The organism is Streptomyces sp. YIM S03343 (genome assembly GCF_054729195.1).
Genome location: NZ_JBPUKX010000001.1, coordinates 3,036,147 through 3,047,707, shown reverse-complemented (window position 1 = coordinate 3,047,707; position 11,561 = coordinate 3,036,147). Strand labels below are relative to the sequence as shown.

15 protein-coding genes and 1 pseudogene are annotated in these 11,561 nt (G+C 67.0%); 7 read left to right on the top strand and 9 right to left on the bottom strand.

Annotated features, from left to right (window positions below):
- Window positions 1-128 precede the first annotated feature (128 nt).
- The 5 genes from ACSYGN_RS12845 to ACSYGN_RS12825 form a co-directional block, all read right to left on the bottom strand.
- Complete coding sequence (locus ACSYGN_RS12845; RefSeq protein ID WP_460395023.1) at window positions 129-1,139, bottom strand: ubiquitin family protein; 1,011 nt, start codon at window positions 1,137-1,139, stop codon at window positions 129-131.
- The gene (locus ACSYGN_RS12840) at window positions 1,136-1,444 is read right to left on the bottom strand and encodes a hypothetical protein (protein ID WP_460395021.1); all 309 of its coding nucleotides are present in this window, start codon (window positions 1,442-1,444) and stop codon (window positions 1,136-1,138) included. Before ACSYGN_RS12840 ends, ACSYGN_RS12845 begins: the two co-directional genes overlap by 4 nt.
- A gap of 101 nt (window positions 1,445-1,545) precedes the next feature.
- A complete protein-coding gene (locus tag ACSYGN_RS12835; protein WP_460395019.1) occupies window positions 1,546-2,403 on the bottom strand; it encodes an immunity 49 family protein in 858 nt (285 codons plus the stop codon).
- A gap of 10 nt (window positions 2,404-2,413) precedes the next feature.
- A complete protein-coding gene (locus ACSYGN_RS12830; RefSeq protein ID WP_460395017.1) occupies window positions 2,414-3,436 on the bottom strand; it encodes an Imm49 family immunity protein in 1,023 nt (340 codons plus the stop codon).
- A 3-nt stretch (window positions 3,437-3,439) separates the two neighbouring features.
- Window positions 3,440-3,889: a hypothetical protein gene (locus tag ACSYGN_RS12825; protein WP_460395015.1), complete on the bottom strand. Its 450-nt coding sequence runs from the start codon at window positions 3,887-3,889 to the stop codon at window positions 3,440-3,442.
- Between the two features lie 110 nt (window positions 3,890-3,999).
- Between ACSYGN_RS12825 and ACSYGN_RS12820 the strand changes: the two genes are divergently transcribed.
- Window positions 4,000-4,320 carry a hypothetical protein gene (locus ACSYGN_RS12820; protein ID WP_460395013.1) on the top strand — a complete coding sequence of 107 codons (321 nt, stop codon included), beginning with the start codon at window positions 4,000-4,002 and terminating at the stop codon, window positions 4,318-4,320.
- A gap of 130 nt (window positions 4,321-4,450) precedes the next feature.
- On the opposite strand, the gene ACSYGN_RS12815 is transcribed toward ACSYGN_RS12820, so the two are convergent.
- Window positions 4,451-5,095, bottom strand: a complete 645-nt coding sequence (locus ACSYGN_RS12815; RefSeq protein ID WP_460395011.1) for a TetR/AcrR family transcriptional regulator — start codon at window positions 5,093-5,095, stop codon at window positions 4,451-4,453.
- Between the two features lie 492 nt (window positions 5,096-5,587).
- Here ACSYGN_RS12815 and ACSYGN_RS12810 point away from each other — a divergent pair, with 492 nt between their 5' ends.
- Window positions 5,588-5,713 (top strand): hypothetical protein, encoded by a 126-nt coding sequence (locus ACSYGN_RS12810; RefSeq protein WP_460395009.1) that lies wholly within the window; start codon window positions 5,588-5,590, stop codon window positions 5,711-5,713.
- A 132-nt stretch (window positions 5,714-5,845) separates the two neighbouring features.
- Here ACSYGN_RS12810 and ACSYGN_RS12805 read toward each other — a convergent pair whose 3' ends face one another.
- Window positions 5,846-6,481 carry a TetR/AcrR family transcriptional regulator gene (locus tag ACSYGN_RS12805; RefSeq protein ID WP_460395007.1) on the bottom strand — a complete coding sequence of 212 codons (636 nt, stop codon included), beginning with the start codon at window positions 6,479-6,481 and terminating at the stop codon, window positions 5,846-5,848.
- A 191-nt stretch (window positions 6,482-6,672) separates the two neighbouring features.
- On the opposite strand from ACSYGN_RS12805, the gene ACSYGN_RS12800 reads away from it, so the two are divergent.
- The gene (locus ACSYGN_RS12800; protein ID WP_460395005.1) at window positions 6,673-7,503 is read left to right on the top strand and encodes a DAPG hydrolase family protein; all 831 of its coding nucleotides are present in this window, start codon (window positions 6,673-6,675) and stop codon (window positions 7,501-7,503) included.
- 66 nt (window positions 7,504-7,569) lie between these two features.
- Here the strand turns inward: ACSYGN_RS12800 and ACSYGN_RS12795 are convergent, their stop codons facing one another.
- Window positions 7,570-7,872 carry a hypothetical protein gene (locus tag ACSYGN_RS12795; protein WP_460395003.1) on the bottom strand — a complete coding sequence of 101 codons (303 nt, stop codon included), beginning with the start codon at window positions 7,870-7,872 and terminating at the stop codon, window positions 7,570-7,572.
- Between the two features lie 383 nt (window positions 7,873-8,255).
- Window positions 8,256-8,705: a hypothetical protein gene (locus tag ACSYGN_RS12790; RefSeq protein ID WP_460395001.1), complete on the bottom strand. Its 450-nt coding sequence runs from the start codon at window positions 8,703-8,705 to the stop codon at window positions 8,256-8,258.
- Window positions 8,706-8,901: 196 nt separating this feature from the next.
- Here ACSYGN_RS12790 and ACSYGN_RS12785 point away from each other — a divergent pair.
- The 4 genes and pseudogenes from ACSYGN_RS12785 to ACSYGN_RS12770 all read left to right on the top strand — a co-directional run.
- Window positions 8,902-9,210 (top strand): annotated as a pseudogene (locus ACSYGN_RS12785) (transposase); the annotation flags it as partial.
- Between the two features lie 466 nt (window positions 9,211-9,676).
- Window positions 9,677-10,174 (top strand): hypothetical protein, encoded by a 498-nt coding sequence (locus ACSYGN_RS12780; RefSeq protein ID WP_460394999.1) that lies wholly within the window; start codon window positions 9,677-9,679, stop codon window positions 10,172-10,174.
- Window positions 10,174-10,401 carry a helix-turn-helix transcriptional regulator gene (locus ACSYGN_RS12775; RefSeq protein ID WP_460394997.1) on the top strand — a complete coding sequence of 76 codons (228 nt, stop codon included), beginning with the start codon at window positions 10,174-10,176 and terminating at the stop codon, window positions 10,399-10,401. Before ACSYGN_RS12780 ends, ACSYGN_RS12775 begins: the two co-directional genes overlap by 1 nt.
- 44 nt (window positions 10,402-10,445) lie before the next feature.
- On the top strand, window positions 10,446-11,282 hold the full coding sequence (locus ACSYGN_RS12770; protein ID WP_460394995.1) for a DUF4386 domain-containing protein: 837 nt from the start codon (window positions 10,446-10,448) through the stop codon (window positions 11,280-11,282).
- The last annotated feature ends 279 nt before the right edge of the window (window positions 11,283-11,561 follow it).

Sequence of the window (11,561 nt, the reverse complement as noted above, 5' to 3'; positions counted from 1 at the left end):
TCGGAGGGAACATCGGGGGCCGACTTGGACGGAGCCTGAGACTGCGGGGACCCATCCGCAGGTTGCGCAGCCGCCTGCTCCGGGACGGGAGGGTGCAGCGGCGCAGAGGGCGGCCGTCGCCCGCTGCCCTAAACCTCCACGACCAGCGGATAGGCACGTGCCCGCAACGCGAGGGCCAGCGTGACGGCCGTCGCCACCAGCACCGTCCACACGGTCACCGTGCGCAGCGCCAGCACTCCGGCGACGGCACCGGACACGGCCGTGACCACCGTCGCCAGGGCCAGCCCCCGGTGCGTGGCGGCCAATGCGGTCGTCACCTGGTAGCGGCTGACGGACGACCCCGCCGAGCGGCGGTCGTCCAGCCCTGCGAGTCCCGACGCTGTCAACGCAAGCCGGGGAAGCACACCCAGTGCCACCACGGACAGGACCGCAAGCAGTGCCCCCGTCCGGGCCGAGCCCACCGGGCTCGCCCCGCCCGCCTGAAACGCGAGTGCGACCTCCCAGCACACCCCGGCCCCGGCCAGCGCACCGGCGCCCACCACAGCACCCCGCCCGAACGGCGAACACCGACCGAGCAGCACCAACGCCACGACCACCACCGCGGCCATGGCCGCCAACCGCACACTCCCCGACCATCCCTCGGCGTCGGCAAGCGACCACGCGCCCTGCACACCCACCGCGGCAGCCGCCACGATCAAGGCGGCGGCAAGCCCCTTGCGTCCGGCCCGCCCGAGCAGCGCACCCGCGGCGAGGGCCACCGTGGCGACCACGAGCAGCCCACTACCGGCGCCCTTGGCCTCGTACCCTTCCTGCGTCATGAACCCGGCGGCCAGCGCCCACAGCACACCCGCGCCCGCCGCCACGATCCGCCGCGCCCGCGCATCCCACCGCCAGGCCCGCACGTCCACATCGCCGGCCGCCTCATCACTCACGTCATGGACGACCGGAGCGGACGGCGCATCCTCGATACGCACCAGCCGCAGCACGGCGCCGTCAGGCACCTCCGCAGACTCCAGCGTCGAATCCGGCTCCAGGGCACTGCCGTCGGCCGTCATCAGGTGCCGGACCTGCGGCCGTTCGCCCACCCGGTCGTCGAGCAGACACATCACTTCCGGCAACAGCGCGTTCGAACCTATCATCGGGCCGAGTCCGCCCCCTGCGCCGTCCCACCCGTGGCCGGGCCGGAGGCGGGCACGGAAGGCCTTGACGCAGGCACGGATGTCCCGTACGAGCTCTTCCCGATCACCCGGTGCGAGACGAACGACCACCCCACGCACCCGGCACACACCACAGCCGCGATCACCACACCCGCGAACGCCTTCCCCAGCCGCTCGTCCACCGTGCGCCGCTGCCGCTGCGCCCCGAACAGCACGGCGTCACGCAACCGCCGACGCCGCACCGCCACCGACTCAAGAAGCTGACTGTCGTAATCCTGGGCTGACATGACTCAATTCCGGTTCGCTGAAGTCAGGCACCCGCACCCCTGATCCCACAAAGTGGGCCACCGCAGGTCATGAGAGGCCGAAGCAGGCGCAGTTGCAATCATCAGGTCTCGAACTCGCCTGCCCATGCCCCTTCCAAGAGCGCCTTCGGAAGGTAATCCGACTGCACGTCGATGGGGAACCCGGCGTCATGGGCGAAGCAGGCAATGGCAAGAGGTCCCAGTGCAACAAGCCCAGAGCTGCGGCGCGCACGCTCTTCATCCGCTGTCCAGTACTCCTTGTGGCGCCGCAGCGCCAAGGCAAGGGAATCGTTGAACCGAGCGCGGTCGTCGCGCACGAGGTGGGTCATGAGCTCGATCGGCGACCAGAGGATCACCGACATCAAGTCCGGGCTGGCGATCCGCAGCCCCTCAGGACGGGTCCCTTGAGCGGCAGCGACCAGCAGCTGGCCGAAGTCGTCCCTTGCGAGCCAGTACGCCTGGAGCGCTTTCATCCACGTGTAGACGTATTCGTCATACTCCGCGCCCGATGCCCGCAGCAACTCGACCGGCACGTGGCACAGTCTGGCCATGCGGTCCTTCTCACGGCAGACAACCGCCAGCCAAAACGCTGTGATCCAGTTGCCGGCATCCGCCGCCTGAGGACGGGACGCGGGGATGCTTCGTACCTCGTGCTCAATACGAGCCTGGATCGATCCCTCGCCGGCCAGAGCCGCATCGAACAACGCGCTGCCTGCCTGCATGGCTGTCACCCAGGCGTCCCACGTCTCGAACAGGCCGACCGGTGGATCGGCAAGGCAACGAGTCTCGGCACGGGTGAGCGCCGAACTCAGCGCATCACCGATCGCGTCCGGTGATACATCCAGGTCTTCAAGTGCCCATGTCACGTTGCGACTGAGCACCGCCAGATCTGCCGTCAGGTCCTCCCTGGGGCAGTCATGGCGAGGAACAACGACGGGCACTGCTTCTCCCCTAGAAGATCTTGAAATACTTCACGGCGGCACCAGCGTACGTCCCGGTATGCGGAGCGGCCTGGACCAGGATGTATTGAAGCCCTTCCTTCCGTCGAAGGGCGCGCTTGATTTCAGCAGCGATATCGGCTTCCTTTCCGCCGCGTGCCTCCATCAACTCAGCAATGGTCTTCACGTATTCGACAGTGCCCTGCTTTACTCTTCGGCGCGCCTGATCCGCCTCACCCCATCGCCGGCCAAGTCTCCCGTCCGGCGCCTTGGCCTCGACAATGAGCAAGTCGCCCCTGCCGTGGTCGAGGCGATAGACCTGGTCGAACTGGTGGGCGCCGTTGGCCGTCTTCCCAAGGTCGATTAGCTCCGCGTCCGGGAATGGTTCCGGCACTTGCCGCTGGTAGCGATGGAAGGCTTCCAGCGGTGGGTAGAGGATCTTCAGCATGAGTTCGGCACTGGCGATGTGGGGTGCCGCCGGGTCCATGGCGTTGATGGCGGTGACCAGTGTGTCCCAGGTCTCCTGGCTGCCGAACCAGGCGTTCTGCAGGGTCTCCACCCACGCATAGATGTACTCGTCGAACTCCACTCCCGAAGCGCGAAGGAACGACACGGGAATACAGGCCAGTTGGTCGAGGCGCTCGTTGTCGCGGCAGATCATGGCCAGGTAGTACGAGGTGAGCCAATTGCCCGCGTGCAGGTACTCCTGAGGGCCGGTCGCAGGGAGGTTCTTGATCTCGCCCTTGCTTCCAATACGGCACGGGACGGGGCCATCCGCTGCGGCGCCCGAGATGAACAGGCCCGAGCCGACCTGCATCGCAGTGACCCATGCCTCCCACGTCGGGAACTCCCCTGCCACGGGATCCGTCAGGCAGGTCCACTTGGCGACGGTCAGCGAGTAATCCAGAGCGTCGAATCGGTCGAATTCCGATGTCTCGAGTTCCGAGAGCGCATCTTCGGTGCTCTGGACGATCGGCGCCATGGCTTCGTCCATGTTGTCCACGGGGAAGTCGTGGCGGGTCAGGGTCGGCGTCACTGACTACTCCGCGCCCGCAGTGGTCAGCCTCAGTGGGAGCTCTGCGCTGGCCAGCATACGGGTGATCTCGATGGGAAGATTGTTGAACTCGGTCATTACCACGTCGGCCGGATCGATTCGTCGAATCTGCCCCTCTCTTCCCTGTGCCTCGATGGCGTAACGATAACCGCGCGGAGCATTGGGATCGTTGGCTACGACCCAGCGTGCGCCGTACCGCTGGATGAGATAGTCGGCCACGTAGAAGAGGAGGTCCGTGTGAAGCGTGACCCAGTCAGACTGTTCGAACTCGTTGAGCGGGAGCTTGGACACGTAGTCCTGCAGGGGCGGAATCAACTGCTGAGCATCCCGCGAGTAGACTTTTGGCGGCAACCCGAGCATATCGGCCACATCCATGATGACCCGCCGCCCATGTTCAGCCCACTCTGATACGTCAGGGCTTGGTGGCGTTGCCATGTGGGATACCTTTCATTGCGGTTGACCTATTTAGGATCCACGCCCGTCCCGAACCGATCCGGGCGTCCCGTTCGGACCGGGGCGGGTCACGGCGCGGCACACTGGGACGTATGGACGTGAATTCAGCGCACGAGCGGAAGCTTGCCACGATCGGCCTCGCCGTGGTGATCCTCGCGGCAGGGACCGTCGTCGCACGGCGGCTTGGCTACAAGGTGGGCGGCGACACCGTCGTGAAGTGCCGGGACGGGCATCTGTTCACCACGATCTGGGTGCCGGGGGCGTCGCTGAAGTCCATCCGCCTGGGATGGTTTCGCTGGCAGTACTGCCCGGTCGGCGGACACTGGGCACTGGTCTCGCCTGTCAAGGACGAGGACCTCACGGACGCGGAACGACGCTCTGCTGCTGTGCACCACGACGTGCGAGTGCCCTGACGGTCCACCTCGACCTGGGGCAGGTCCCCACCTGGAAGGGGCACGCCGGGCCGCAATGACCGACGGCAGTCGCGGCCGCGCGAGTGCGGGGCTCTGCTCTGACGACTCGGCGCTCTATCGACTCAGCGCTCTACTCGGAGCCCCCGTCGGGTCCGTAGAGGATGCTCAGAATCCGCTCGATGTGCTCTGTGGCCCGGGGACTGCCTGGGTCGAGCGGTGCGCCGAGCAGGCCGGCGGAGAGCGCCGGCAGCGCGAACGGCATGGCCCCGGCGGTGAGCAGGAACAGCAGGAAGGACGGTTGGGTGAACCCGCGCAGGTATCCGGCGCGTTGGGCCTGCTGGAACAACGGTGCCATCAGCGCGGCGACCGGCTCGAACTGCCGTAGCACATAGTCCAGGCGCTCACCGCCGCGCACACTCTCGTTCAACATCAGGCGTAGCAGGGCCGGATGGTGCGCGTTGGCGTCCAGGAACGCGCGGACGGCCGCCCGGGTGGCCGCCCGCACCTCGGCCGGGTCCTGGGGAGCGAGGACGGCGTGCGGGGCCAGTGTGCTGCGGTAGCGGTCCACGGCCCGGTCCACCGCCGCCCGCCACAGCCCGGTCTTCGACCCGAAGTGGTGGCGGACCATTCCGTGTGCGACGCCGACCGTGTCGGTGATGTCACGCAGAGCCGTCGCCTCGAAGCCGCGCTCCGCGAAAGCGCGCTGCGCGGCGTCCAGCAACTCCTCGCGGGCACGGTCGGAACCGCCCCGATTCGCATGATGGGCACTCTCCATATGGAGAGTATAGGTGCTACTCTCCATATGGAGAGTAGGTGAGGTTCATGACACACCCGACGGTGAAAGAGAGAGTCTTCTACGACGTCATCTGTAACGAACGCCGCGTCTACCAGCACTGGTACACCCGTTTCCTGCTGGCCGGCGTGGACCTGGACCGGACCCGGCGCGTGGTGGCCCGCACGAGGCGGTGGCGGGACTGGTGCACGCAGTGGTACGAGGAGGGCGCCCGTCTGGAGCGTCAGGCGGACGACGCCCTGGCGGAGGGCGACCGCGCCTGCGCACGACGGTGGCTGCACGAGGCGGTGGGCTGCTTCCACATCGGCCAGCACTTCTTCTACCTTGACCCCGCACTGAAGCAGCGGTCGCTGGACAAGATCTGGGAGCTGTACCCGCGGGCGCTGGACCTGCACGAGGGACCCGGCCGCCCGGTGCGTGCCGACATTCCCTTCCGTGGCGTGCGCATCCCCAGCTACGCATGCCCAAGCGTTCATGAACTGGGCAGTCGGAGAAAAGGAGCTGAAGTTCTACCCCGACGGCGAGCACGTCTGCGCCAACTACCTCGACGAGGCTCTGCCCTACATGGTCGATTGGACCAGCCGGCATCTGCGGGTCTGACGCCGGAGGCACCAGGGTCTTCGTGGCGTGCGGGCCGCCGGACGCGGCCCGTATCGCCGCAACCTGAAGTGGGCGGAGGCAGTCCGGAGCGTCTGTAGGGGCTTTCACGACGTTGTGGGCCGCCACGACCCATTACGACAAGGGCGCCTCGCGCAGATAGGACAGCACGAGGCGCGGGAGTTCCACGGCGAGGAGATCCCAGTCGTTGTCGGGAGCGCCCGCTGGTGGTGTGGTCACCCGCCACTCGAGCGTCGCCTGTGCCGCTCGCATGGCCAGGGACACCTGGACCTGGCTGAGATGCGGGGGCCGACCGGGGTGGGACAGCACGGCATCGCACCCTCGGGTGAAGATCTCCTGCAGCCTGCGCACGGCCGTGTCGCCGTTGCCTGACTGGCCGATGGTGCGCACGGCGAATTCCCGGATGAGGTCCGCGTCACGTCGGAACCAGGCGACCATCGCGGTGACATGGCCGGTGACGAAACCGTCGAAGTCGTCCGACCGCGCTGCCGCGGCGGCGTACTGGGCCTGTTGAAATGCGGTGATCTGGTGCAGCCACCGTTCCTGCGTCGCGGCGATGAGCGCTTCCTTGCCGGAGAAGCGGCTGTAGATGGTGCCCACCGAGACACCGGCGCGTTCCGCGACATCGGCGATGGTCAGGCCGCCGGTACCGCGCTCGGCGATCAGCGTCTGCGCGGCGTGCAGGATGCGCTCCATGGCGGCGCGGCTTCGCTTCTGCTGCGGGGGCGGAGGCACGTTCTCACTGGTCACACCCGGCATTCTGGCACCTTCAAAAAAGTAGAATCTGAATTCAGGTTCATGTTATGGTGATGGAGCAGGGTTTGAAAACGCACGGGTGAAGCCCCTCTGCCCTTCGGCAAGGGCGCCGAACGACGCCGACGCCGACGCCGCCCACGCTCTGCGAAACCGAGACCCCACCCGTTCACGAGAAGGTGACGCACATGTCTGACCCGAAGACGCCGCCGCATCCGGTCACGTACTACCCGGTCGTCACGCAGGAACTGTTCCGGTCCAACGCCGAACGGATCAAGGACAAGCCCTACGCGAAGTACTTCAGCGGCGACATGCGGCTCCGCGAGGAAGTCCTGCCGTACCTGAAGGAGGCATTGGCCCCGGAGGACACGCTGTCCTCCCAGCCGGCGGACCTCAACACACTCCTCGACCCCGGATACCACCGACGGGAGATGGGGTTCGGCCTCACGAGGACCGGCCACCCCTACGTCGCCGGCCTGAACCGCTTCCCCGGCTGCACCGCGGAGATGTTCACCTGGTGGATGTGGTGGCACTCCGTCGAGCCCGAGCGCTACTCCCTGTGGCACCCCTACTGCCACGTGCAGTCCGTTCCTCGCAACAAGGACGTGCTCACCCAGCCCGGCCTCAGCGACTTCGAACGCATCATCGGCAACACTCACGACATCGTCGAATACCTCGGCCCGCAGCGCATGGAACTGGTCGCGAACTTCGTCGACCCGGCCGAACTGGGCCTGGACACCAGCCGTTTCGACGCGGCCGGATACCACGCCTACGCATGCGCGGACATCGAGGGCGGTGTCATGATCCACCTGGCCCGCGACACCGAGGACGGCTTCGAAGTCCGCAGCCGCTTCATCTTCGACCGGGGTGGTCCCGGCATCGACGCCGACGACGAGGCGGGTCGAGTGTTCGGCCATGGCATGGCCTACGAACTGTTCGTCCACCTCCAGAGCGAGTTCACCCACCTGTCGACGTTCCTCGCCGACCTCTACGGCGAGTTCGGCGCACAGCGTCCTTGAATCACGGAGTGCCTGCCGAAGTGATCGGCGTCCGCTCCGAGCCCCGCCCTTCGGCGCCTGCTCGGGTCAAGAATCCTCCCTGCCCATTGCCTCGGCGTGAACGTACACATCACCCTCGGCGACGTCGTCGACCTCCTCGGCTCGCACGGCGGAGAAGTCGGCCAGCTGCAGGATCCCGGTCAATGCCGTCTGCATGAGGAGAACGACCTCGGCGTAGCGCTTCCACTCCGGCGCCGCCGGGTCCTGCCGTTCCGCCACTGCCCGCATACCGGCCTCTGCCAGTTCTGGGGCGCTCCAGCGGACGTAGAGGCCTCCGGCGTACTCACCCTGGCTGTCGACTTCCACACGGACGCCGGGCTGTCCCGGCACTCCCGGACGCTCGACATACGCGGGAAGGCCGGCGCGGTGGAGTTCTCGGCAGACCCGGCCTGCCAGGTCGTACCCAGCGGCGATGACTTCCTCCGAAGCGTAAGGGTGACCTTGTGCCTTGGCTCTGGCTCGACCCGCGGGGTCTATGAACGTCACTGGGCGTCTCCCAGGCGTGATGCGTGCTCGGATCTTGGACGGAGCCGGGTGAACGACGAAGGGCGCGAAGACGTCTCTCTGTGCGTCAGAGGAACCAAGGAAGAGATCCTTCGCGAGGTCGGCCTGCCCATGCGCAGCTGAGAGAGCGGGCTCGGCTGGGCGGTGTCTCGGGCCGACCGGGGGTTGTCCACGGGGAAGTGGTGGCGGGTCAGAGTCGGCGTCACTGATTACTCCGCGCCCGCAGTGGTCAGCCTCAGTGTGAGCTCTGCGCCGGCCAGCATACGTGTGATCTCGATGGGAAGATTGTTGAACTCGGTCATTACCACGTCGGCCGGATCGACTCGTTGAGTCTGCCCGTCTCTTCCCTGTGCCTCGATGGCGTAACGATAACCGCGCGGAGCATGGGGATCGTCGGCTACGACCCAGCGCGCGCCGTACCGCTGGATGAGATAGCCGGCCACGTAGAAGAGGAGGTCCGTGTGAAGCGTGACCCAGTCCGACTGTTCGAACTCGCTGAGTGGGAGCTTGGACACGTAGTCCTGCAGCGGCGGAATCAACTGCTGAGGGTCGCGCGAGTAGACATCTGGCGGCAACCCGAGCATGTCGGCCACATCCATGATGACCCGCCGCCCGTGTTCAACCCACACTGATACGTCGGGGCTTGGTGGCGTTGCCATGGGGGACATCTTTCATTGCGGCTGACTCATCTAGGGCAGGTCCGAATTCGATGAATATATTTCGATCACCGTCGAACACGGGAGCAATGCTCATGACCTGTGGATCGGCCTCGGGTTGGACGCGTACTTTCCCGAGTGATCGACTTCTGGTCATCGAGTAGGCCAACGTTGCACCGTCGGCCGGGAAGGCAGGCCCGTGCTTAGCGTAGTGAACGCCGATGGAACGACTGAGACCGGCTCCCTGATCGACGACATCGTCCGCGAGGGCGCGCGGCGGATGCTGGCCGCCGCCCTGGAAGCTGAAGTCAACACCTATATAGCCAAGTTGACCGATCAGCGTGACGACCACGGACGCCGCCTGGTGGTCCGCAACGGCTACCACCAGGCGAGGATGGTCACGACCGCGGCCGGCGTGGTCGAGGTGAAGGCCCCGCGGGTGAACGACAAGCGCATCGACGCGGCCACCGGCGAGCGGATGCGGTTCTTCTCGGCGATCGTCGTAGCCGCAGTCGGCGAGGAGCAGCATGGAGCGGTCCAGGGCGCCCAGCAGGCGCTGCCCGTAGGGGAGTTCGCTTTCGCTCTCGGGGCCGAACGCGGCGGCGAGCGTGGGAGCGGGTGCCGCACTCGGTGAGCACCACCAGCCGCAGCAGCGGGTAGCCGCTCCCTGCGATCTCCGCTGCGCTTGTGATATCGCCAGGTGACCTGGGGGTTGTCGGGGACGTGCAGGAAGGTGCCGTCCACAACCACAAGGCGCCACCCGCGCCAGCGCACGCCTGGCTGCCCGGGGCGGCCGAGGGACCGGAAAGGATTTCGAACAGCCGCAACCGTGTTGGGTCGCTCGACCTTCCTTGAACTCGTAAGAGCACGCCGACGCTCCCGGCGCCGCGGCTGGCGATGTCAAAGATGTTTGACTTGCTACGCGCCACGGGCGTACGTTAGCGATGTCAAAGGTTTTTGACATGGGAGGAATCATGGCCGCAGCAGAGCCGCACCTCAACGGCGACGAGCCGGTCCGGATGACCGTCATCGAGCGCACCGTATGGGCCTCTCTGGTCACCGTCATCGTGTCCTCGGGCGCCTACCTCGCGCTCATCGTGTCCCGTCTGTCGTCCCGACCGGTCGCGGAGATCTCCTGGGTGGGTCCCATGTTGTGGACCGTGGGTCTGGCCGTCGCCGGCACGGTCCTGCTCACGATCGTGTTCACGGTCGCCGCCGAGGCCAACCGGCGCGGCGGGTGCTCACCGGCCAGCCGCGGCGAGGTGACCTCCGACGTCCGCGACCAGGAGATCGGCCGGCTCGGCTGGCGGGCCTCGATGAGCGTGATCAGCGTCGGCTTCGGTGGCGCCCTCGTCCTGGCGATGCTCGACGCCGACACATTCTGGATCGGCAACCTGCTCTTCCTGTTCGGCACCGCCGGCGCGATTACGGAGGCCATCACGAAGATCGTTCTGTACCGGCGAGGCTTCTGATGAGTCCCAAGCCCACCAGGGTCACCAACCGGATCCGGGCACTGCGCGCGGACGCCGACGCGATGACCCAGGCCGACCTCGCCCGCCGCCTCGGCGTCACCCGCCAGACAGTGATCGCGATCGAGCAGGCACGCTACTCCCCCTCGCTGGAGATGGCGTTCCAGATTGCGCGGGTCTTCGGCCTGCCGCTCGACGCGGTCTTCCAGTACGAGACGCCGCACGACTGACGCGCGGCGCGATCCACCCCATGGCTGCCTTGGAGGCGGCTTCCATGACCAACGTGAAACGCACGGCCCGGATCACCGGCCTGGCCTACCTCGGCCTCGCGATCTCCGGCCTGCTCGGCTATCTCCTGATCCGCGGCCAGCTCTACGTGCCCGACGACGCCACGCGGACGGCCGCGAACCTCGTCGCGCACGAAGGACTCGCCCGCCTCGGCATCGTCACGGACATCGCCATGGTGCTCACCCAGGCCGTCACCGCAGTGTCGTTCTGGAATCTGTTCCGCCCGGTCCACCCCGTCGCCGCCGGCTCGATCGCGGCGTTCGGGCTGGTGAACTCGGTGGTGATCCTCATCGCCACCGCATGCTGTGCCACGGCCCTCGACGTGGCCCTGCGCGCCGACGCGACGTCGACCAGCGACGCGCTGCTGCTCTACGACCTCAACAGTGCCGCCCTCAGCCTCGCAGGCCTGTTCTACGGGCTATGGCTGATCCCCATGGGATGGCTCGCCGGCCGCTCCGGGTACATGCCCCGACCGCTCGGCTGGATCCTCATCGGCGGTGGCGTCGGATACGTCCTGAGCGTCCTCATCGCCTCGCTCGTCCCCGGCACTCCCAGCGTCGCCTACGCGTTCACCGTGCCCGCCACGATCGGTGAGCTCTGGATGGTCGGATACCTGCTCACCAAGGGCGTGGCGGACCGGCCCACCGCAGACGGTCGACCGACGACCAGCCGTGCGGTGGCGCGGCAGCGACACGAGCCGAGAGCCGATCAACCTCCGATCGCGCCACCCGAAACCCCTTTACTGTCTTCCCCCTGCTGCGATCCCACCATCCACCCGCACCCGGACCCGGCCCCAAAGGCCGCAGACACAACCGCCGACTGAGGCCAGGCGCCCCTGCGACTGCGGACGCCTGGCAATCGGGCGAGCCGGTGTCGGCACTGACGTCCAGGCCGACGTCACCGCCGAAGCCCTTCGGATTTGCTCAGCATCCTCGTGTTTCACCCGAACCCACGGATGCATCGGGCTGACACACACCGGTGGACCCGCGGGTTCGCGCTGAAGGACCTTCGGTTCCCCTGGAACCCACGGGGATCTCGGCCCGGGACTCCCGAAGCTACGGCGAGCCGCAAAGTAGCCCGGGTCGTGGGTCAGGTCTCACGT

Excerpts from the sequence above, each read along its gene's own strand:
- ACSYGN_RS12845 (WP_460395023.1), bottom strand. The coding sequence starts at position 1,139 with ATGATAGGTTCGAACGCGCTGTTGCCGGAAGTGATGTGTCTGCTCGAC.
- ACSYGN_RS12840 (WP_460395021.1), bottom strand. The coding sequence starts at position 1,444 with ATGTCAGCCCAGGATTACGACAGTCAGCTTCTTGAGTCGGTGGCGGTG.
- ACSYGN_RS12825 (WP_460395015.1), bottom strand. The coding sequence starts at position 3,889 with ATGGCAACGCCACCAAGCCCTGACGTATCAGAGTGGGCTGAACATGGG.
- ACSYGN_RS12820 (WP_460395013.1), top strand. The coding sequence starts at position 4,000 with ATGGACGTGAATTCAGCGCACGAGCGGAAGCTTGCCACGATCGGCCTC.
- ACSYGN_RS12815 (WP_460395011.1), bottom strand. The coding sequence starts at position 5,095 with ATGGAGAGTGCCCATCATGCGAATCGGGGCGGTTCCGACCGTGCCCGC.
- ACSYGN_RS12810 (WP_460395009.1), top strand. The coding sequence starts at position 5,588 with ATGAACTGGGCAGTCGGAGAAAAGGAGCTGAAGTTCTACCCCGACGGC.
- ACSYGN_RS12800 (WP_460395005.1), top strand. The coding sequence starts at position 6,673 with ATGTCTGACCCGAAGACGCCGCCGCATCCGGTCACGTACTACCCGGTC.
- ACSYGN_RS12790 (WP_460395001.1), bottom strand. The coding sequence starts at position 8,705 with ATGGCAACGCCACCAAGCCCCGACGTATCAGTGTGGGTTGAACACGGG.
- ACSYGN_RS12780 (WP_460394999.1), top strand. The coding sequence starts at position 9,677 with ATGGCCGCAGCAGAGCCGCACCTCAACGGCGACGAGCCGGTCCGGATG.
- ACSYGN_RS12775 (WP_460394997.1), top strand. The coding sequence starts at position 10,174 with ATGAGTCCCAAGCCCACCAGGGTCACCAACCGGATCCGGGCACTGCGC.
- ACSYGN_RS12770 (WP_460394995.1), top strand. The coding sequence starts at position 10,446 with ATGACCAACGTGAAACGCACGGCCCGGATCACCGGCCTGGCCTACCTC.